This window comes from Micromonospora acroterricola, assembly GCF_003172955.1.
GTDB lineage: Bacteria > Actinomycetota > Actinomycetes > Mycobacteriales > Micromonosporaceae > Micromonospora > Micromonospora acroterricola.
This window is the reverse complement of the sequence record NZ_QGKR01000297.1, coordinates 20,707-40,822: the sequence shown is the minus strand read 5'-3', so window position 1 is coordinate 40,822 and position 20,116 is coordinate 20,707. Positions and strand designations below refer to the sequence as shown.

21 protein-coding genes are annotated in these 20,116 nt (G+C 73.7%); 13 read left to right on the top strand and 8 right to left on the bottom strand.

Translation table 11 applies throughout. The features are described from left to right. The 9 genes from DKT68_RS31235 to DKT68_RS25775 all read left to right on the top strand — a co-directional run. Positions 1–602: hypothetical protein (locus tag DKT68_RS31235; RefSeq protein WP_109819978.1), on the top strand; the 602-nt coding region annotated here is incomplete at its 5' end. A gap of 158 nt (positions 603–760) precedes the next feature. Continuing rightward, entirely contained in the window at positions 761–1,996 is a 1,236-nt protein-coding gene (egtA, locus tag DKT68_RS25810; RefSeq protein WP_109819977.1) for an ergothioneine biosynthesis glutamate--cysteine ligase EgtA, read from the top strand. 117 nt (positions 1,997–2,113) lie between these two features. After that, on the top strand, positions 2,114–3,454 hold the full coding sequence (gene egtB / locus DKT68_RS25805) for an ergothioneine biosynthesis protein EgtB (RefSeq protein WP_407940791.1): 1,341 nt from the start codon (positions 2,114–2,116) through the stop codon (positions 3,452–3,454). 40 nt (positions 3,455–3,494) lie between these two features. Beyond that, on the top strand, positions 3,495–4,241 hold the full coding sequence (egtC, locus tag DKT68_RS25800) for an ergothioneine biosynthesis protein EgtC (protein WP_109819975.1): 747 nt from the start codon (positions 3,495–3,497) through the stop codon (positions 4,239–4,241). Positions 4,242–4,290: 49 nt separating this feature from the next. Then, on the top strand, positions 4,291–5,256 hold the full coding sequence (egtD, locus tag DKT68_RS25795; protein ID WP_109819974.1) for an L-histidine N(alpha)-methyltransferase: 966 nt from the start codon (positions 4,291–4,293) through the stop codon (positions 5,254–5,256). A gap of 215 nt (positions 5,257–5,471) precedes the next feature. Continuing rightward, complete coding sequence (locus DKT68_RS25790; protein WP_109819973.1) at positions 5,472–6,059, top strand: TMEM165/GDT1 family protein; 588 nt, start codon at positions 5,472–5,474, stop codon at positions 6,057–6,059. Between the two features lie 39 nt (positions 6,060–6,098). Next, positions 6,099–6,461, top strand: coding sequence for a DUF1622 domain-containing protein (locus DKT68_RS25785; protein WP_109819972.1), 363 nt, complete (start codon positions 6,099–6,101; stop codon positions 6,459–6,461). Further along, entirely contained in the window at positions 6,458–6,790 is a 333-nt protein-coding gene (locus DKT68_RS25780; RefSeq protein WP_109819971.1) for a hypothetical protein, read from the top strand. The genes DKT68_RS25785 and DKT68_RS25780 overlap by 4 nt, the downstream gene beginning before the upstream one ends. Then, a complete protein-coding gene (locus DKT68_RS25775; protein WP_109819970.1) occupies positions 6,787–6,984 on the top strand; it encodes a hypothetical protein in 198 nt (65 codons plus the stop codon). The genes DKT68_RS25780 and DKT68_RS25775 overlap by 4 nt, the downstream gene beginning before the upstream one ends. 65 nt (positions 6,985–7,049) lie before the next feature. Here DKT68_RS25775 and nhaA read toward each other — a convergent pair whose 3' ends face one another. After that, entirely contained in the window at positions 7,050–8,432 is a 1,383-nt protein-coding gene (gene nhaA, locus DKT68_RS25770; protein WP_109819969.1) for a Na+/H+ antiporter NhaA, read from the bottom strand. 337 nt (positions 8,433–8,769) lie between these two features. Between nhaA and DKT68_RS25765 the strand changes: the two genes are divergently transcribed. Continuing rightward, positions 8,770–10,221 carry a polysaccharide biosynthesis tyrosine autokinase gene (locus DKT68_RS25765; RefSeq protein WP_109819968.1) on the top strand — a complete coding sequence of 484 codons (1,452 nt, stop codon included), beginning with the start codon at positions 8,770–8,772 and terminating at the stop codon, positions 10,219–10,221. Here the strand turns inward: DKT68_RS25765 and DKT68_RS25760 are convergent. Then, positions 10,202–10,756 (bottom strand): arsenate reductase/protein-tyrosine-phosphatase family protein, encoded by a 555-nt coding sequence (locus DKT68_RS25760; RefSeq protein ID WP_109819967.1) that lies wholly within the window; start codon positions 10,754–10,756, stop codon positions 10,202–10,204. The genes DKT68_RS25765 and DKT68_RS25760 overlap by 20 nt on opposite strands. 168 nt (positions 10,757–10,924) lie before the next feature. Between DKT68_RS25760 and DKT68_RS25755 the strand changes: the two genes are divergently transcribed. The 3 genes from DKT68_RS25755 to DKT68_RS25745 all read left to right on the top strand — a co-directional run bounded on the left by DKT68_RS25755 (position 10,925) and on the right by DKT68_RS25745 (position 14,700). Further along, on the top strand, positions 10,925–12,169 hold the full coding sequence (locus DKT68_RS25755; protein WP_109819979.1) for a glycosyltransferase family 4 protein: 1,245 nt from the start codon (positions 10,925–10,927) through the stop codon (positions 12,167–12,169). 100 nt (positions 12,170–12,269) lie between these two features. Next, a complete protein-coding gene (locus DKT68_RS25750; RefSeq protein ID WP_109819966.1) occupies positions 12,270–14,054 on the top strand; it encodes a DUF4012 domain-containing protein in 1,785 nt (594 codons plus the stop codon). 13 nt (positions 14,055–14,067) lie between these two features. Then, positions 14,068–14,700 carry a hypothetical protein gene (locus DKT68_RS25745; protein ID WP_109819965.1) on the top strand — a complete coding sequence of 211 codons (633 nt, stop codon included), beginning with the start codon at positions 14,068–14,070 and terminating at the stop codon, positions 14,698–14,700. Between the two features lie 123 nt (positions 14,701–14,823). On the opposite strand, the gene DKT68_RS25740 is transcribed toward DKT68_RS25745, so the two are convergent. The 6 genes from DKT68_RS25740 to DKT68_RS25715 all read right to left on the bottom strand — a co-directional run bounded on the left by DKT68_RS25740 (position 14,824) and on the right by DKT68_RS25715 (position 20,116). Continuing rightward, positions 14,824–15,339: an NUDIX domain-containing protein gene (locus tag DKT68_RS25740; RefSeq protein WP_109819964.1), complete on the bottom strand. Its 516-nt coding sequence runs from the start codon at positions 15,337–15,339 to the stop codon at positions 14,824–14,826. Positions 15,340–15,498: 159 nt separating this feature from the next. After that, complete coding sequence (locus DKT68_RS25735) at positions 15,499–16,140, bottom strand: SRPBCC family protein (protein WP_109819963.1); 642 nt, start codon at positions 16,138–16,140, stop codon at positions 15,499–15,501. Beyond that, positions 16,137–16,505: an ArsR/SmtB family transcription factor gene (locus DKT68_RS25730; RefSeq protein WP_109819962.1), complete on the bottom strand. Its 369-nt coding sequence runs from the start codon at positions 16,503–16,505 to the stop codon at positions 16,137–16,139. Before DKT68_RS25730 ends, DKT68_RS25735 begins: the two co-directional genes overlap by 4 nt. A gap of 28 nt (positions 16,506–16,533) precedes the next feature. Then, entirely contained in the window at positions 16,534–18,633 is a 2,100-nt protein-coding gene (locus DKT68_RS25725; protein ID WP_109819961.1) for a xanthine dehydrogenase family protein molybdopterin-binding subunit, read from the bottom strand. After that, entirely contained in the window at positions 18,630–19,622 is a 993-nt protein-coding gene (locus DKT68_RS25720) for an FAD binding domain-containing protein (protein ID WP_109819960.1), read from the bottom strand. Before DKT68_RS25720 ends, DKT68_RS25725 begins: the two co-directional genes overlap by 4 nt. Next, complete coding sequence (locus tag DKT68_RS25715) at positions 19,619–20,116, bottom strand: 2Fe-2S iron-sulfur cluster-binding protein (protein ID WP_201749188.1); 498 nt, start codon at positions 20,114–20,116, stop codon at positions 19,619–19,621. The genes DKT68_RS25720 and DKT68_RS25715 overlap by 4 nt, the downstream gene beginning before the upstream one ends.

Below are 20,116 nucleotides of genomic sequence, written 5' to 3'. Positions count from 1 at the left end.
GCGCCCGGGCCGGCGAGGAGGCCGCACTGGCCGCGTTCCGGGCCGCCCGGGCCGACCCGGCGCCCACCATGGTCCGCCGGCCACACCGCCGCCGGTTGACCACCGGTGCGCTGGCCTGGATCGGCGCGCTGGCTGCCACCGCCACCGCGGGCGCCGCCTTCGCCGCCGTCAGCCTGGACCGGGCGCCGGATCCGGTGCCGGTGGCACCGACCAGCCCATCGCCAACGCCGACCGACGTCGGGACGAGCACGCCCGGTGACCAGACCGCCGCACCCGGCCGGTCGGTGCCGGGCACACCCTCCGCTGTCGCCACGCCGTCGACCACCGGTGCGCCGTCGGCCGGCGGGGCGTCCGTGGGTCAGCTGCGCGGGCTGTGCCGCGCCTGGCAGGCCAAGAACCCCGAGCAACGCGAGAAGGCGCTGGACACCCCGGCCTACCAGAGACTGGTGGCCGCTGCCGGCGGCGCCGAGGAGGTCGAGGCGTACTGCCAGCGGTTGGCGCCCGAGGCGAAGCCGTCCCGGTCGGCGCCGGAGGCGAAGCCGTCGAAGTCGGCGAAGGCCAGGCCGTCGCACCCGGAGACCGGCCGGCCCACCCGGGAGTGAGCGTCCCTGCGGAGGGGCGTTCGTGTTCCGGCCTGCACCGGGAAATTCGTCTGTTAGACAGAGGTTGGTGGCGCCGCGGACGCCCCCGACGGTGTCGGTGGGCGGGTTTACGGTGGCACAGTGTCCCGGGGCCGGCGCACGGAGAGGGGGCCCGTCCGGTGGTGACGTCACCCGAGCTGGACCGCAGCGTGATCCTGAGCGAGTCCGCCGCCGCACGTCGGCACCTCGCCCGCATCTGCTTCAAGACCGGCCCACCCACCCGCACCGGCGTCGAACTGGAATGGACCGTGCACGACGCCGCCGATCCCACCCGACCCGTCGACCCGGGGCGGCTGCGGGCGGCGCTGGGGCGGCACAGCCCCGTCACGCTGGATGCCACGAGCCCGGCCGAGCCGCTGCGACACGGCGGCACGGTGACCTTGGAGCCCGGTGGCCAGCTCGAGATCTCCACCCCGCCGCGCTCCTCGATCGCCGCGTTGATCCACGCCACCGAGGCCGACATCGCCCAGGTCACCGACCTGCTGGCCGCCGCGGGGCTGATCCTCGGCCGCAGCGGCATCGACCCGCACCGCCGGCCCCGCCCGGTGCTGGAAACTCCCCGCTACCGCGCCATGCGCGGCGCCTTCGACCGGCGCGGCCCGGCCGGCCGGACCATGATGTACAGCACCGCCGGCCTGCAGATCTGCCTCGACGCCGGCGAACCGGACCAGCTCCCGGCGCGCTGGGCAGCGGCCCACGCGGTCGGCCCACCGCTGCTCGCGGCGTTCGCCTCCGCCAGCCGGCACGCCGGGCGACGCACCGGATGGGCCTCGGCCCGGATGGCCGCCTGGCTCGCCATCGACCCGGCCCGCACCCGCCCGGTCTGGGCACCCGGCAGCGCCGACGAGGACCCGACCGCCACCTGGATCCGGTACGTCCTCGCCGCGCCGTTGCTCTGCCTGCGCCGACACGGCCCGGACTGGTCCCCTCCGCCGGGCGTGACCTTCGCCGACTGGCTCGACGGCGCGCTGCCCCAACCACCCACCACCGACGACCTCGACTACCACGTCAGCACCCTCTTTCCACCGGTGCGTCCGCGCGGCTACCTGGAGCTGCGCTACCTGGACGCCCAACCCGGCCGGGACTGGCGGCTCCCGATGACGGTCCTGGCCGCCCTGTTCGCCGATCCGGGCACCGTGTGTGCGGCGTACGCGATCGGGGCGCCGGTGGCGCACCGCTGGTCGGTCGCCGCGCGGCACGGCCTGGCCGATCCTGCGCTGGCCGCCGCCGCGGCGGCGCTGCTCGACCTGGCCCTGACCACGTTGCCCCGGCTCGACCTGCCGGCCGGCGCCCACGACGAGATCCACCGAGACGTACGGCGGCGGCTGGCCGCCGCGGAGAGGGGAGACCGGTGACCGCGAGGAGTGAGCCGGGGTTGCGAGCCCCGCAGTCGGGAGCGAAGGGCGGCACCGGTGACCGCGAGGAGTGAGCCGGGGTTGCGAGCCCCGCAGTCGGGAGCGAAAGGCGGCGCGGTGACCGCGAGGAGTGAGCCTGGGCACCTCGACGGGGAGCAGTTGCGCGGCCGGATCACGGCGGAGCTGGCGCGGGCCCGCTCCCGCACGTCGCTCTTGACCGAGGTGGTAGACGACGCCGACCTGATGCGCCAGCACTCGCCCCTGATGTCGCCCCTGGTCTGGGACCTGGCGCACGTCGGCAACCAGGAGGAGCTCTGGCTGGTCCGCGACGTCGGGGGCCGCGAGCCGGTCCGGTGCGACATCGACGAGCTGTACGACGCGTTCAAGCAACCCCGCCGGGACCGCCCCACGCTGCCCCTGCTGCGACCCGCGGAGGCGCGCGCCTACCTGGGCACCGTCCGGGACAAGGTGCACGACCTGCTCGACGCGGTGACCTTCGGCGACCGCCCGCTGGTCGCCGACGGGTTCGCCTTCGGCATGATCGTGCAGCACGAGCAGCAGCACGACGAGACGATGCTCGCCACCCACCAGCTGCGCTCCGGGCCGGCGGTGCTGCACGCCCCGCCGCCACCGGAGCCGCCCGCCCCCGTCGGCGGGGAGGTGCTGGTGCCGGCCCGCCCGTTCACGATGGGCACCGACACCGACCCGTGGGCCCTCGACAACGAGCGCCCCGCGCACCGCGTCGACCTGCCCGCGTACGTCATCGACGCCACCCCCGTCACCAACGGCCAGTACGAGGCCTTCATCGCCGACGGCGGCTACACCGACCCGCGCTGGTGGAGCCCGGCCGGCTGGGCGCACCGGCTCCGGGAGGAGCTGAGCGCGCCGATGCACTGGCGCCGCGACGGCGACGGCTGGTCGTACCGGCGCTTCGGCCGGTGGGAGCGGGTCCGCGCCGACGAGCCGGTGGTGCACGTGTGCTGGCACGAGGCGCAGGCGTACGCGTCGTGGGCCGGCAAGCGCCTGCCGACCGAGGCGGAGTGGGAGAAGGCGGCCCGCTGGGACCCGGCGACCGGGCGGTCCCGCCGATACCCGTGGGGCGACGGCGACCCCACCGACGCGCACGCCAATCTCGGCCAACGTCACCTGCGGCCGGCCCCGGTGGGCGCGTACCCGGCCGGCGTCTCGCCGCTCGGCGTGCACCAGCTCATCGGGGACGTCTGGGAGTGGACGTCGACGACCTTCCGTGGGCATCCCGGCTTCACCGCGTTTCCCTATCGCGAATACTCGGAGGTCTTCTTCGGCGACGACCACCGGGTGCTGCGCGGCGGCTCGTTCGGCACCGACCGGTCCGCCTGCCGGGGCACCTTCCGCAACTGGGACTACCCGATCCGGCGGCAGATCTTCAGCGGCTTCCGCTGCGCCCGCGACGCCCGCCCGGACGAGTCGCACCGGTGACCCGCCGCGCGGCGGGCGCGCAGGCGGGCGGGGCGCGCTGATGTGCCGCCACCTTGCCTACCTGGGGCCGCCGGTCACCCTGGCCGAGTTGCTGTTCGACCCGGCGTACTCGCTGGTGCGGCAGTCCTGGGCGCCTCGTGACATGCGCGGTGGCGGCACGATCAACGCCGACGGGTTCGGCGTCGGCTGGTACCCGGGCGACGGCGAGCCGGTGCGTTACCGGCGGGCGCAGCCGATCTGGAGCGACCCGACGATCGCCCAGCTCGCGGCGGTGACCCGCGCCGGCGCGGTGCTCGCCGCGGTCCGTTCGGCGACCGTCGGGATGGCGGTGCTCGACGGCGCCGCCGCGCCGTTCGCGGAGGGGCGGTGGCTGTTCAGCCACAACGGGGTGGTGCGCGGCTGGCCGGACGCCGTGGTGCCGCTCGCGGCCGGCCTGCCGGTGCGGGACCTGCTCACGCTGGACGCCGCCACCGACTCGGCGTTGCTCTGGGCGCTGGTCCGGCACCGGTTGCGCGCCGGCGCCGACCCGGCCGAGGCGGTCGGGCGGACGGTGGCCGAGGTCGCCGCCGCGGCGCCGGGTTCGCGGCTGAATCTGCTGCTCACCGACGGGCGCCGGGTGGTGGCCAGCGTGGCCGGGCACGCGCTGTCGGTGCGCGCGGCGGCTGGCTCGGTGCTGCTCGCGTCCGAGCCACACGACGACGACCCCGGGTGGCGGCCGGTGCCGGAGGGGCGCCTGGTGAGCGCCACGGCGAACGAGGTGCGGGTGAGCCCACTGCCGGCGTGGTGAGCGGCGGCGGTCGGGCAGGCGACGGTTGACCGAACAGAGAGGCAACGTGATGACGGCGGAACCGCTGGAGATCTACCTCGAGGAGCAGGACCTGGAGCGTGGGCTGCGCGAGGACGTCCGGGCCGGGCTGAGCGCCGAGCAGAAGTGGCTGCCACCGAAGTGGTTCTACGACGCCCGGGGCAGCGAGCTGTTCGAGGAGATCACCCGGTTGCCCGAGTACTACCCGACCCGGGCCGAGCGGGCGGTGCTGGCCGAGAGGGCGCCCGACATCGCGGCCCTGACCGGGGCGAAGACCCTGATCGAGCTGGGCTCCGGCTCGTCGGAGAAGACCCGGCTGCTGCTGGACGCGTTCACCCGCCGGGGCGGGCTGGGCACCTTCGTCCCCCTCGATGTGTCGGTGAGCGCGCTGCGGGCGTCCACCGCCGAGATCGCCGCCGACTATCCCGGACTGCGGGTCCGGGGCATCGTCGGGGACTTCACCCGCCAGTTGGACCGGCTGCCCACCGGCGGCCGCCGGTTGGTGGTGTTCCTCGGCGGCACCATCGGCAACCTCCTGCCGGGCGAGCGTGCCGGGTTCCTCGCCGCGATGCGCGCCGCGCTGGAGGTCGGCGACTGGCTGCTGCTCGGCACCGACCTGGTGAAGGATCCCTCGCTGATCGTGCCCGCGTACGACGACGCGGCCGGGGTGACGGCCGAGTTCAACCGCAACGTGCTGCACGTGATCAACCGGGAGCTGGGCGCCGACTTCGACCCCGCGGGGTTCGCGCACGTCGCCCGCTGGGACGCCGACCACGAGTGGATCGAGATGCGGCTGCGGGCGACCCGGCCGATGCGGGTCCGGGTGCTGGACCTGACCGTGGCCTTCGCCACGGGCGAGGATCTGCGTACCGAGATCTCGGCGAAGTTCCGTCGGGCGGGGATCGCCGCCGAGCTGGCCGGGGCCGGTTTCGCCGCCACGGACTTCTGGACCGATCCGGAGGGACTCTTCGGGGTCACCCTCGCCCAGGCGCGGTGAGCCGGTTCACCCACCCCGGCGGGCCCCGGCGGTGATCGGCTAGGCTGATCACGCGAAGGGGAGTAGCCCCCAATGTCGTGGTCGACATACTGGTGCGTTCCGCATCCGGCCACGCGGCCCCGGTCTCCGGGGCGGGCGAGACCTTCGACTCAGGCTCTTGGAGCCGGGTCGAGGGCGCCCCTGTACCTCCTCCCGGCAGGATCGGGAAGGGTGTCATGGAAGGATTCTTCGCCGCGCTGGTCGTCAGCTTCGGCGTCATCTTCGTCGCCGAGCTGGGGGACAAGTCCCAGTTGATGGCGCTGACCTTCGCCACGCGGTTCCGGCCGGTGCCGGTGCTGATCGGCATCACCGTCGCCACGGCGGTGGTGCACCTGGCGTCGGTCGCCATCGGCTCCGGTCTCGGCGCCGTGCTGCCCACCGAGTGGATCACCCTGGTGGCCGGCCTGGCGTTCCTCGCCTTCGGCGCGTGGACCCTGCGCGGGGACAGCCTGACCGACGAGGAGAAGCGCAAGGCCGAAAAGACCAGCAAGTCGGCGATCATCGCGGTCTCGGTGGCGTTCTTCCTGGCCGAGCTGGGCGACAAGACGATGCTCGCCACGATCACGCTGGCCACCAAGTACGGCTGGTTCGGCACCTGGCTCGGCTCCACCATCGGCATGGTGGCCGCGGACGCCCTGGCCATCCTGGTGGGCCGTATGCTCGGCCGCCGGCTGCCGGAGAAGGCCATCAAGTACGGCGCGGCGGTGCTGTTCGCCATCTGTGGTCTCTGGCTGATCCTGGAGGCGGTGAACCAGCTGACCTGAGTGTCGACTACCTACCCCCGTGGCGGGTAACGGCCCCGGGTGGATGCGGCGGACCTGTTGCGTCAGGGCGACGAGGTGCTGGTCGCCGTGGTGGAGGTCGCCGGCGCTCTGGTGATCTTCGTGGGCGCGGTCTGGGCGGCGGTGCGGTTCGTGGTCGAAGGGCTGCGACACCGCACCGCCGCCGTCTTCACCCCGATCCGGCTCGCCCTGGGTCGGTTCCTGACGCTCGGCCTGGAGTTCCAGCTGGCCGCCGACGTGCTGCGGACCGCGGTGTCCCCGTCGTTCGCGCAGATCGGGCAGCTGGCCGCGATCGCCACGATCCGGACGGCGCTGAACTACTTCCTGGGCCGGGAGATCCGTCAGGAGCAGCGGCAGGTGGCCGAGGGAGAGCGCCGGACGTGATCGACGGACTGGTGACCGCGGTGACCGCGCTGGCTCTGGTCGCCGGTGTGGTCGTCGTGCTCAGCACCGGGGCCGGCCGGACCGCCATCCGGGTGGTGTTGGACCTGCTGATCGCGGCCGGTCTGCTCCGGCTCGTTGGCGATCCGGGCTGGAACGGCCTCGCCGGCGCGGCTGCGGTCATCGCGCTGCGCCAGCTGCTCTGGGCGGCGCTGGGCGCCGCGCCGGGGTGGTCGCGTCGACAATCCCGGCCGCCCTGCGCCGGGGACGATCACCACCTACCGTTGGCGGTACGAGGCGAAACCGGCGCACCCGGGAGGACAACCACATGAGCAGGCACGACGAACCGAACGAGTACGGCTTCGCCGGCGGCGCCACCGCTCCCGAGCCGCAGCCCGGCGGGAAGCCCGACGAGCAGGACCTCGCCGAGGAGGTGGCGGTGCCCGGTGACGACCTCACCGCACCGGCGGCCGAGGCGTTGTCCGAGGAGACCGAGGAGCGCCGGCCCGCCGAACGCGGCCACTGACCGGCCCGTGCGGTCAGGTCCGGCCTGACCCGGACGCCGGGGCGGGACTCTCCCCGGCGTCCCGGTCAGCTGTCGGCGGATCTCTGGTAGACGTCGGGAACGCCGTCGCCGTCGGCGTCCAGTCGCTCCTGCTCCGCCACCCGGCGGTACACGGCGTTGCGACGGAGCAGCACGGTGGCGGCCAGGCCGGCGGAGATCAGCGACCCGGTCAGCACGGCGGCCTTGACCCGGTTGTCGGCCGTGCTGCCGACGCCGAAGGCCAGGTCGCCGATGAGCAGGGAGACGGTGAACCCGACGCCGGCCAGCAGCGCGATCCCGAGCAGGTCCGACCAGGTGATGTCCTCGTCGAGTTCGGCGCGGGTGAACCGGGCGAGCAGGTAGGTCGACCCGAAGATGCCGATGCTCTTGCCGAGCACCAGGCCGGCGACGATGGCGATCACCACCGGGTCGGTCAGCAGCGCGCCCAGGTCGGTGCCCCGCAGCGTGACCCCGGCGGCGAACAGGGCGAAGATCGGCACCGCGAAGCCGGCCGACACCGGCCGCCAGCGGTGTTCCAGATGTGCGGCGAGCCCGCCGGCGTCCCCGTTCGTGCCCTCCGGCGGCCCGCCCGCGTCCGACCGGTCGCCGGCGGACGCGCCCCCCGCACGTCGGCGCCGCCCCAGCACCGGCACGGTGAACCCGAGCAGGACGCCGGCCACCGTGGCATGGACGCCGGAGGCGTGCACCAGGGCCCAGGCGGCGACGGCGAGCGGGATCAGGGCCCACCACCAACTGCGCCCCCGCTGGACGAGCAGGGCGAAGAGCCCGATCGGCGCCAGCGCGGCGAGCAGCGGCACGGGATGGAAGTCGGCGGTGTAGAAGACCGCGATGATCGTGATCGCGAACAGGTCGTCGACCACGGCGAGAGTGAGCAGGAAGGCGCGCAGGCCCTGTGGCAGGTGCGAACTGACCACCGCGAGCACGGCCAGCGCGAACGCGATGTCGGTGGCGGTCGGGATCGCCCAGCCGCGCAGCCCCTCGCCGCCCGCGGTCAGGGTGACCGTCACGTAGATCAGCGCGGGTAGCAGCATGCCGCCGAGGGCGGCCACCACCGGCAGCGCGGCGCGGCGCGGGTCGCGCAGTTCCCCGACGATGAACTCCCGCTTGAGTTCCAGGCCCACGACGAAGAAGAAGATGGCGAGCAGGCCGTCCGCGGCCCAGGTGGCCAGGTCCAGGTCGAGGTGCCAGCGCGTGCCGCCGGGCCACGGCACCCAGTCGCCGAGTCGGGTGTACGCGTCGGCCCAGGGGGAGTTGGCCCAGATCAGGGCGATCACGGCGCCGAGCAGCAGCAGGGCGCCGCCGACGGTCTCCGTGCGCAGCACGTCGGCGAGGTGCCGGGCCTCGGGCCAGGACGACCGCGAGAACAGGCGGGCCCGGGGCCGGTCAGGTGGTGGGGTGTGGTCGGTCATTGGCGGGGCTCACCTAGCGATGTCGGGACGGCAGGAATCCACTCGCCGACCAGGCTTCCCGGCACACCGCTGACGACCCTATCCGGGTTCGTCGACGCCGGCGACCGCAGGGGCCGCCCGGACGCTGCCCGATCGGTTGCGACTTTTCCCCGTTGTCGCCGCTGCCGAATGGCCGTTTGTCGGGTTGGTCATTCGAGCGCATCCCGGCACAACGAAAATGCATAACTCCGGACATAAGCCGTATGAGCGGCTTTAATGGTTTCACGAGTTGACAGACGACCTTGGGGGTTTTCGTGAAGTTCTTTGGCGTAACCGGACCGGCACGGAGGCGCACCTGATGGACCTGCTCCGCCAACTGCGCCACGTGCGTCGCCACTGGTGGGTCGTGCTGGTGACGTTCATGGTCGCCCTGGGCGTCTCGGCGTTCGTGACCGTACGGGCTCAACCCCGGTACGTCGCTTCCGTGACGTTCTTCGTCACCACGCCCAACCAGGGCGTCACCGACGCCTACCAGGGTGGCCTCTTCCTCCAGCAGCGCGTCAAGTCGTACGCCGACCTGCTCAGCAGCGACCGGCTGGCACAGAGCGTGGTGGCCGAGAATCCGGTCGGGCTCACCGCCGACGAGGTGCAGCGCAAGGTGAGCACCTCCACCGAGGCCGGCACCGTCCTGCTGCGCGCGTCGATCACCGACACCGACCAGACGCGGGCGTTGCGGGTGACGGAGACCCTCGCCGCCAAGTTCGTCGAGCTCGTGCAGAGGGTCGAGACGCCGCCGGAGGGCAAGGCGCCGATCAAGATCGAAGTGGTCAGCGGTCCACGGGTCAGCTCTAGCCCCGTCTCGCCGCAGCCGGCCCGCAACCTCACCCTCGGTGGGCTGCTCGGTCTGGTACTCGGTGTCGCCCTGGCGATCCTGCGCGGCGTGGCCGACGTCCGGCTGCGCGACGCCGCCGGCCTGCAACGAGCCACCGGCAGCCCGCTGCTCGGTGAGATCCCGTTCGAGAGCGGCGCCCGCTCGGCACCGCTGATCGTCGGCGACGCCGCGACCTCGGCGCGCGCCGAGGCGGTCCGCAAACTGCGTACGAACCTGCGGTTCGTCGACGTGCACGAGCCCGCCCGGGTCATCGCCGTCACCAGCGCGTTGCAGGGCGAGGGCAAGACCACGCTCTCCTGCAACCTGGCGATCGCGCTGGCCGAGGCCGGCTGGCGGGTACTGCTGGTCGACGCGGACCTGCGTCGCCCCAAGGTCGACGACTACCTGGGCCTGGACGCCGGGGTCGGCCTCACCGACGTACTGGTCGGTGACGTCCAGGTCGGGGACGTGGTGCAGCGCTGGGGGGACAAGTCCCTGCTCGTGCTGCCCAGCGGCTCCGCGCCGCCGAACCCGAGCGAGCTGCTCGGCTCCAAGGCCATGGCGGACCTGTTGCTGGCGCTGCGCGAGTCGGCGGACATCGTGATCATCGACACCGCGCCGCTGCTCGCCGTGACCGACGGCGTGGTGGTGGCCGTGCAGGCCGACGGCGCACTGCTGGTCACCCAGCAGGGCCGCACCTCACGGACCCAGGTGGCCGCCGCGGCCCGGTCGCTGCACTCGGTCTCGGTCCGGTTGCTCGGCTGCGTGCTGAACATGGCCAAGGTGGCCAAGGCCGAGGCGTACCAGTACGAGGCCTACCGGGTGGTCGCCTCGACGGCCACACCGTCGGTGCCGGCCGACCGGGCGGCGTCCGCCCGGCACAGCGAGGGCAGCGGCGTCGGCGACCGCACCCAGGAACTCACCCGGTTGCCCCGATGAGCGCGGCGAGGGGTCGTAGCGACCGTTCGATCTCCTCGGCGCAGCGTCGGAAGTCGGCGGCGGTGCCGCCGATCGGGTCCCGCAGGTCGTCCGCGTCCGGGGCGGCGGGTTGCAGCCGCCCCCGGGCGTGGGCGGCCGCGGCGATCGCCGCCCCCAGCGAGTCGTCGGCCGGTTCCACCGGCGGCTCGGCCGCCGCGGCCAGCCGGCCGAACTGGCGCAGGGTGAACGTCCGGTGCAGCGCGGCCGGCGCCAGCGCGGTGCAGACCGAGCGCTGGCGTCGGGTCGCGGTCAGCACCAGCGTCGCGTCGGCCAGGTACTCGGGGCGCAGCCCCCGGCTGCGGAACGCCGACGGGTCCGCGCCGCCCTCGGCCGCGATCTCCATGGCGTACGGGTGCATCGACAGCCCGTCCAGGGCGTCGGTGCCGGCGCTGGCCACGGTGACCGGCCGGTCGGCCAGCAGCCGTCGGGCCAGGTACTCGGCCATCGGCGACCGGCACAGGTTGGCGTGGCAGACGAACAGGACGCGGTCGGCCATGGGTGCCCCTCTCATCGGTGCGGACGCGGACGGCCGCACCGCGAGAGCGGTGCGTCGACGCCGGTGGCCGCGCGGTGAGGGGTTGTCGGCATCGTACGCGGGCCGGGCGCCCGTCGGTCGCGGTGCCGCGCCGACCGGGGCGGTTCCGTGGCGAACGGCGGTGACCCGGTGAAGATCGGCATCCTGTCGTACCACTTTCCGCCGGAGCCGGCGTTCATCCCCGGCAGCCTCGCCGAGGAGCTGGCCGCGCGCGGGCACGAGGTCCGGGTGCTCACCGGCTTCCCGGACTACCCCGGCGGACACGTCTACCCCGGCTGGCGCCAGCGCTGGCACCACGAGACGCACAGCCAACGGCTGTCCGTGCGGCGGGTGCCGCGCTACTCCAGCGGCGCCACGTCCACCGGCGGCAGGATGGCGAGCTACGTCTCGTTCGCCGGCAGCGCGGCGTTGGCCGCGCGCCGGTTCCTCGGCAACGTGGACGCGCTCTACGTCTTCCAACTGCCGGCCACCACGTTCGCCACGGCCGCGGTGCTGCGGCTGCTCGGGCGGGTGCCAGTGGTCCTGCACGTGCAGGACGTGTGGGCACTCGACGGCGCCGAGGAGGCGGGTGACGGGCGCTGGGCGGCACGGATGGGCGCCGCGATGGCGCGGGTCTACCGCAGTGCCGCGCGGGTGGCCGTGGCGGCGCCGTCGATGCGGGACCTGGTGGTCGCCGCCGGCGCCGACCCGGCCCGGGTCCAGGTGGTGCTGAACTGGACCGACGAGCGGATCTTCCACCCCGCGACGCCCAGCCCGGCGGCCCGTCAGCTGGTCGGCGGCGACGGGCGGTGCGTGGTGATGCACGCCGGCACCATCGGAGCCCGGCAGGGGTTGGAGACGGCGGTACGGGCCGCCGCGGCGCTGGACCGGACGATGGACCTGGTCCTTGTCGGCTCCGGGGCGGACGAGCGGCGGGTGCGGGGGCTCGCCGCCGAGTTGGGTGCGGACAACGTCCGGTTCGTGGAACGCCGCTCCCCGGTCGACATGCCCGAGCTGTATGCCGCCGCGGACTACCAGCTGGTCATGCTGCGCGACCTTCCGGAGCTGCACGGCATGGTGCCGGGCAAGCTGCAGGCCGCGCTCAGCTGCGCCGCGCCGGTGGTGGCCTCGGCCGGCGGGGACACCGCCGACCTGGTGGAACGCACGCGGGCGGGGCTGTCCTGCCCGCCCGAGGACTGGGCGGCGCTGGCGGACCGGTTCTGGTTGGCCGCCACCATCCCCCCGCCGTCGCGGGTGGAGATGGGCCGCCGGGGCCGGGAGGCGTACCTGCGGGAGATGTCGTTGCCGGCCGGCGTGGACCGGATCGAGCGGCTGCTGCTCGAGGTTGCCGGCAGGGTCTCCGAACCCGCCAGTCCGCGAAAGACCCTCGCGTAACGGACGAGAAATGCCATAACGGTACGAGACGTCCGGATGCGTGCTAAGAACGTCAGGGATATCGGACCGTCTGTCCGGTTCCAGGAATCAGGAGTGTGGTGTGACGGAGAGCGAACGACCGCGCCGGCGGCACAGCCGGTCCCGGCGCCGCCGGCGTGCCCGACTGCGCCGGGCACTCCTCGGTGCCCTGGTGGTCGGCTCGTTGCTGCTGGCCACCGGCGGCTGGATCGGCTTCCGCGGCTGGCAGGCGCGGGCCCACCTGCTCAACGCCGCGGGCCTGGCCCGCGAGCTGAGCGCACAGGTTGTCGGTGGTGAGACCGACCGCGCCCTGCGGACCCTCGCCGCGCTCCAGGAGCAGTCCGCCGCGGCCCGGGCCGTGACCGCCGACCCGGGCTGGCAGCTCGGCCGGCGTACCCCGATCGCCGGCGACGACCTCGACGCTGTCCAGCAGATCGCCGTCGCCATCGACGAACTGGCCCGGCAGGCGTTCCCGGCCCTGCTGCGGACGGACCTGACCAGCCTCGTGCCGACCGGGGGCCGGCTGGATCTGGCCAAGCTCACCGGGGTCTCCGCCGAACTGTCCCGGGTGGACGACGCGGTGCAGCGCACCCGCCGCGACCTGGCCGCGGTGCCCGCCGATCGGCTGGTCGACCAGATCCGGCAGGCGCTGACCGATCTGCGCGGCGAGATCGACCGGCTGGCCAGCCTCACCACGGCCGCCGACCAGGGCGCCCGGCTGCTCCCGCCGCTGCTCGGCGCGAACGGACCACGCCGGTACCTGCTGGTCTCGCAGAATCTCGCCGAGCTGCGCGCCACCGGCGGCATGTTCGGCGCGTACGCGATGATCGAGGCCGAGAAGGGCCAGGTCCGGATGGGCCGGCAGGGCAGCAGCGCCTCCCTCGGTCGATTCCTGCCGGCGCTGAAGCTGCCCGCCGAGACCAGGGCACTCTGGACCGACCTGCCTGGCATCTATCCCGCCGACGTCAATCTGACCCCGCACTTCCCGACCGCCGCCGCGCTGTACCGCGAGATGTTCCGCCGCAAGACCGGCACCACGGTCGACGGCGTGCTCGCCGTCGACCCGGTGGTGCTGTCCTACCTGCTCAAGGCGACCGGCCCGGTGCTGGTGCCCGGCGGCGTCCCGCTGGCCAGCGAAAAGGTCGTGCAGACGCTGCTCAACGAGACCTACCAGCGCCTAGGCACCAGAGAGCAGGACGAGTTCTTCACGGCGTCCGCCGCAGCGGTGTTTGATGCCTTCTTCAAGAAGAATGTCAACCCGCGGGTGTTGTTGTCCGCATTTGACCGTGCTATCACTGAACGCCGGATATTGTTCTGGAGTGCCCGACCGGAGGAACAGCGGACATTCGGCGACAGCCGGATGGCCGGGACGCTTCCGGAACAGGACACCGTGCCGACGGTCGGCGTGTTCCTCAACGACGGCAGCGGCGCGAAGCTCGGCTACTACCTGCGGCCGACGGCGAACCTCACGGTCGGCGAATGCCGGCCCGACGGCCGCCGTGAGCTCCGGCTGCGGGTGACCCTGCGCTCGACGGCGCCGAAGACCGGACTCAGTGAGTCCGTCCTCGGCCTCGGCCTGGCAGGGGACCCGTACACCATCCGCACGCTGGTGTCGATCTTCAGTCCGGCGGGCGGAAGTGTGCTCGACGCGCGCCTCGACGGTACGGAGATCGCTCTGGGCAGCGGCACCGAACGACGCCGCCAGGTCGCCACGGCCAACGTCGAGGCGAGCCCCGGCGCCGAACGGGTCTTGGAGGTCACCGTGTTGACCGCGAAGACCGGCGTCGGACAAGCCGAGCTGTGGCTGACCCCCACCGCCAGCCCTTGGACCACCCAAGTTCATTCCGCACCAAGCTGTGACCAGTAGGAGGGAACCAATCATGCGGCTATCCCGCATCATCATGGCGCTCACGGTCGGCCTGGCCGTGGTGGCCGTGCCGACCGCGGCGGGGGCGGCACAGCCGCAGCCGCAGCCGTCGCCGACGATCACGGACACGCCACAGCCACCGCCGTACGTGCCCGCACCCCCGTCGCTGACCGTCAACCGGCCGACGATCTTCCTCGGCGAGACGGTCGTGCTGACCGGTACGGGCTTCGGTCCGAACGAGACGGTCGACATCGTCGTGACCGTCACGCCGCTGGCGGCGCCGGCCGCCGGCCAGGCACCGGCCCGCCGCAGCGACGGCAGCACCGTGGCCATGCGGCCGGTGGCGTACCAGGCGAGCGCGCCGCTGAGCTTCACGGCGCAGACCAACGCCCAGGGCCAGTTCTCCCGGAGCTACCGCCCGTCGGTGACGGGTCTGTTGACCTTCACCGCTACGGGCCGGGAGTCCGGACGGACCGCCACCACGCAGCTTCGGGTGCTGGACAAGAAGCAGCCGCTGCCCGTCACGGGTAGCAGCCTCAGCACGCCCATGAAGCTCGGCGGCGGCCTGGTTGGCGCCGGCGCGATCATGCTGCTGCTGACCCTGGCGTGGCGTCGTCGCCAGCGCTTCAGCGGGGCCGCGCACTAACCGCAGCACCAACCGGGCAGTGCCCGGACAGCACCAGAGGCTGGCGCCCGTCGGAGTGTCCGACGGGCGCCAGCCGCTGTCTACGCGCCCCGCACGACGCAGATCCGCCCGTCGCCCCGGGGCTCAGGCGTGGCGGGCCTGAGCCAAGAAGTCGGCGAGGACCCGGGTGTGGGTGGAGAACGCCAGCTCGACCGGGTCGGTGAGCACCAGCCACTCGGTCGCCTCCTCGGTCGGCGCCGATGGCGGCAGGTCCTCCGCCCGCTGCTCGGGCAGCACCCCGAAGACCATCATCGTGCCGCCCGCCGGGGCGCCGTGCACCGCGAACAGCCGGGCGTCCTCGGCCACCGCGACGAGCCCGGTCTCCTCCCGCAGCTCACGGACCAGCGCGTCGGACCACTCCTCGCCGTACTCGATGAAGCCGCCGGGCAGCGCGAGCAACCCCCGGGCGGGCTCGATGTCGCGACGGACCACCACCACGCCCAGGCCCTCGTCGGTGCGGACCGGCAGCACCGCCACCGCGACCGGCAGCGGGTTCCGCCACACCGTCTCGCCACAACCGTCGCAGACCCGAGGCCAGCCAGCCGTCGACGGGTAGGCGGCGCCACAGTACGAGCAGTGCGAGTACGGCCCACCGGTCATGCCGCAGCACGTTACCCGTCGATCTAGGGAGAATCGCGGTCAGGTGATCTCCGATCACCACGATTCTCCCCGGATCGGCGCCGCAGGTGGGACGCCGTCGGGCGAGCGGCCGCGCGTCGTGGCGCGGCGTGCGAGCGGCGGGCGGCGAGGTCGGTCGCGTTACGGGGTGGGTGCGCCGGTGTAGAAGGCGGTGGTGCGTTCGGCGGCGGCTTTCGCCTCGTCGGCGTCGGTGCCGGCCGCGATGTTCGCCTCGCCCCACAGCTGGCTGCTCAGCTCCATGAACCGCCGTCCCTCGTCGGAGGCGCTCCACTCGGCGCTCTGCTCCGGCGACACCCCGCTGCCGTCGGCGGCCAGGTGGGAGGCGAGACCGAGCAGGCCCAGGTCCCAACCGACGCCGACGGCGCCCGGCCCGAACTGGGCCCACCGGTCCTGGTCGACGTGCGCGATGTGGTCCAGCTCGAAGCGGGTCCGCTCGTCGTCGACGGGGGTGAGCCGCACCTCGATCCAGCTCACCTCGCCGCCGTACTCCCAGGTGGCGGTGAAGCGGTGCGGCGGGTCGCAGCTCTCGACGGTGCCGCCGGCGTTGCCCTCGAGCTGGTACCGGCCGTGCAGCCGCAGGTCGCCGGAGATCGGCAGGAACCAGCGTGGGATGCGCTCGGCGGTGGTGCAGGCGTCCCAGAGGTCGTCGAGTGTCGCGTGGTACGTCTGGCTGAGGGTGGTCACCCGGGCCTCGCCGGCCTCCAGGGTGCGGCTGCCGACGTGGCGCTGGACGGCGTTGATCTGCTCGGTCGCGTCGATCATTGTTGGTTCCTCTCCTCGGGTGGGTCGGCGGCGCCGCGCAGCCGCCGTTCGCGGCGACCCCGGGCCAGCTCGGTGGCGAGTGCCGCCAGGGGCGGGGTCCAGAACCGGCGGAAGTGTTCCAGCCAGCCGTCGACCTCACGCAGTGGGCGCGGGTCGACGGCGTAGAGCCGCCGGGTGCCGTCCGGTCGCACGGTGGCGAAGCCGTTGTCGCGCAGCACCTTGAGGTGCTGGGACACGGCGGGCTGGGAGATGCCGAACTCGTCGCGGATCACCGCGCTGACCGCGCCGGCGCTCTGCTCGCCGGTGGCGAGCAGCTCCAGGATGCGGCGCCGGACCGGATCGCCCAGCACGTCGAAGGCGTGCACGACGACCTTTATATCAGGCCCAGCTTATTTAAGCCAAAGGTGATAGGGCGATCAGTTTGTCCAGCCGCACCGGGAGGTCGCGTACGCGTACGCCCGTCGCGTGGCACACCGCGCTGGTGATCGCCGCCGCGGTGCCGACGATGCCGATCTCGCCGATGCCCTTGACGCCGGCCGGGTTCAGGTCGCCGTCCTGCTCGTCGATCCAGTGCGCCTCGATCCGCTCCACGTCCGCGCAGCCGGTGATGTGGTAGGTGGCCAGGTCGTGGTTGACCCAGTCGCCGTACCGCTCGTCGAGCACACCCTCCTCGTGCAGGGCCATCGAGATTCCCATCGTCATGCCGCCGATGAGCTGGCTGCGCGCGGTCGTCGGATTCACCACCCGCCCGGCGGCGAAAACCCCGAGCATCCGGTTCACCCGCACCTCGCCGGTGTCCACGTCCACCCGGACCTCGGCGAACTGTGCCCCGTACGCGTACCGGGGCCGCTCGGGCTGGTCGCGTACCTCGTCGGCGGTGCTCACCTCGGCGGTCACCTCGCCGTCGGCCGGCGCCCCGCCCGGGACCTGCCGCAGCTTCACCCGCAGGGCCTCGCACGCCCCGATCACCGCCCAGCTCCACGAGGCGGTGCCCATCGAGCCGCCGGCCACGCCGGCCGGGGGCAGGTCGCTGTCGCCGATCCGGATTTCCACCCGCTCCGGCGGCACCCCCAGGGCGTCGGCCGCCACCTGCCAGAGCGCCGTCCGGGCGCCCGTGCCGATGTCGGTGGCGTCGATTCGGACCAGGAACCCGCCGTCGCTCCGCGCGGTGGCCGACGCCGCGGCCGCCCGGGCCCGGGCCGGGTAACTCGACCCGGCTACTCCGGTGCCGACCAGCCAGCGCCCGTCACGCCGGGCCCGGGGCGTCGGATCCCGGTCCGCCCAGCCGAACCGTTCGGCGCCCTCGCGCAGGCAGGCGACCAGGTTGCGGCTGCTGAACGGCTGCCCCAGGTCGGGGTCGACCGCCGCGTCGTTGCGGATCCGCAGCTCCACCGGGTCGATGCCGACGGCGGTGGCCAGCTCGTCCATCGCCGACTCCAGCGCGTACGCGCCGGGGCACTCGCCCGGGGCGCGCATCCAGAACGGCGTCGGCACGTCGAGCCGGACCAGCCGGTGGGTGGTGCGCCGGTGCGGCGCGGCGTACATGCTGCGGGTGTAGACGGCGACCTGCTCGGCGAACTCCCGGATGGTCGAGGTCTGGGTGATCGAATCGTGGCAGATCGCGGTGAGCCGGCCGTCGGCGTCGGCCGCGAGCCGGACCCGCTGGATGGTGGGCGTGCGGTAGCCGATCGGCCCGAACAGCTGCTGCCGGGTCAGCGCCAGCCGGACCGGCCGGTCCACCTGTCGGGCCGCCAGCGCGGCCAGCACCACGGCGGCCTTGGCGTACCCCTTGCTGCCGAAGCCGCCACCGACGTGCTCGGCGACGACCCGGACCGCCTCCCGGGGCAGTTCGAACAGCTCGGCCAGGGTGGCCTGCACGGGAGCGGCCCCCTGGTTCGAGTCGTGCACCAGCAGCCGCCCGTCGCGCCACTGTGCCGTGGTGGCGTGCGGTTCCATCGGGCTGTTGTGGTAGGCAGGCGTCCGGTACGTGGCGTCCATCCGGACCGGTGCGGCCGCGTACCCGGCGTCGAAGTCGCCCTCGGCGGTGTCCGTCGGGTAGCTGGGGTTGACCTGGTCCGGCCGGTACAGGCCGGGGTGGTCGGCGGCGAGGACGGTGCTGTGTGGCCCCGCGTCGTAGTCGATGCGGACCAGGCGGGCCGCCTCCCGGGCCGCCTCCAGGCTGGTGGCCACGACCACCGCGACGAACTGCCCCCGGTAGTGGACGGCGGGTTCCTGCAACAGCCACAGCCCTCGATCCGGCCCCGGTGCCAGGCGGGGTGCGTTGCCGTGGTGCAGCACGGCCAGCACGCCGGGCAGCGCGAGCGCCGGGGCCGCGTCGACCCGGGTGATCCGGCCCCGGACCACCGCCGCCGGCACCGCCCAGCCGTAGGTGACCCCGTCCACCGGGTACTCGACCGCGTACCGCGCCGTGCCGGTGACCTTCTCCCGGCCCTCCAGGCGGGGGTGGGCCCGGCCGACGGCCCCGGTGCTCACGACCGCGCCCCCTCGGCGAGTTCGGTGAGCGTCCGCACGGTGATGGCCCGGGTCAGCGGCAGCTTGAAGCCGTTGTGCCGCAACGGGCGTGCCTCGGCCAGTTCGGCGTCGGCGGCCCGCGCCGCCAGCTCCGGGCTGAACGGTCGACCCCGCAGTTCCTCCTCGGCCCGGTAGGCGCGCCACGGCCGGTGGGCCACCGCCCCGTACGCCAGGCGGACGTCGCGGACCACGTCGCCGTCGAGGTCCAGCACCGCGGCCACCGAGCCGACGGCGAAGGCGAAGGAAGCCCGGTCACGCACCTTGCGGTACGTCGAGTGGCGCGCGGCGGGCAGCGCCGGCAGTCGGACCGCGGTGATCAGCGTGCCCCGCTCCAGGGTGGTCTCCCGCTCCGGGTGCTCGCCGGGCGAGCGGTGCAGGGCGGCGAGTGGCACGTCGCGGGGGCCGTCGGGCTCGTGCACCTCCACCACCGCGTCGAGCGCCGCGAGCGCGACCGCGAGATCCGACGGGTGGGTGGCGACGCAGAGATCGGACCAGTCCAGCACGGCGAGGTCGCGGTTCTGGCCGTGCCGGGCGGCGCAACCGGTGCCCGGTTCGCGTTTGTTGCACGCCTTGCCGGTGTCCTGGAAGTAGACGCAGCGGGTGCGCTGCAACAGGTTGCCGCCGGTGGTGGCCAGGTTGCGCAGCTGCCCGGAGGCGGCGTCGAGCAGGGCGCGGGCGAGCACCGGATAGTCGCGGCGGACCGCCGGGTGGGCGGCGAGGTCGCTGTTGCGGACCGTCGCGCCGATCCGCAGCCCGCCGTCGGGCAGCTCCTCGACGGCGTCCAGGGGGAGCCGGGTCACGTCCACCAGCAGGTCGGGTCGCTGCACCCCGAGCTTCATCAGGTCCACCAGGTTGGTCCCGCCGGCCAGGTACGCCGCCTCGGGTTCGGCGGCCAGCACGGCGACCGCCTCGGCCACGTCGGCCGGCCGGTGGTAGCGGAACGGCCTCACCGCGTCGTCGCCGTCTCGCGTACGGCCGCGACGATGTGCGGGTACGCGGCGCAGCGGCACAGGTTGCCCGCCATCCGTTCGCGGATCTCCGCGTCGGTCAGCTCGGCCGGTGCGGTGAGGTCGCCGGTGACGGCGCTGGGCCAGCCCCGGGCGACCTCGTCGAGCATGCCGCGGGCGGAGCAGATCTGTCCGGGGGTGCAGTAGCCGCACTGGAACGCGTCGTGCGCGACGAAGGCGGCCTGGAGCGGGGACAGCTCGTCCGGCCCGGCCAGCCCCTCCACGGTGACCACCGACCGGCCGTCCAGGGTGACCGCGAGGATCAGGCAGCTCTTCACCCGGCGGCCGTCGAGCAGCACGGTGCAGGAGCCGCACTGGCCGTGGTCGCAGCCCTTCTTCGCCCCGATCAGGCCGAGCCGCTCGCGCAACGTGTCCAGCAGCGTGGTGCGGTTGTCGAGGGTCAGCTCCCGCCGTGCGTCGTTGACCTCGAACGCCAC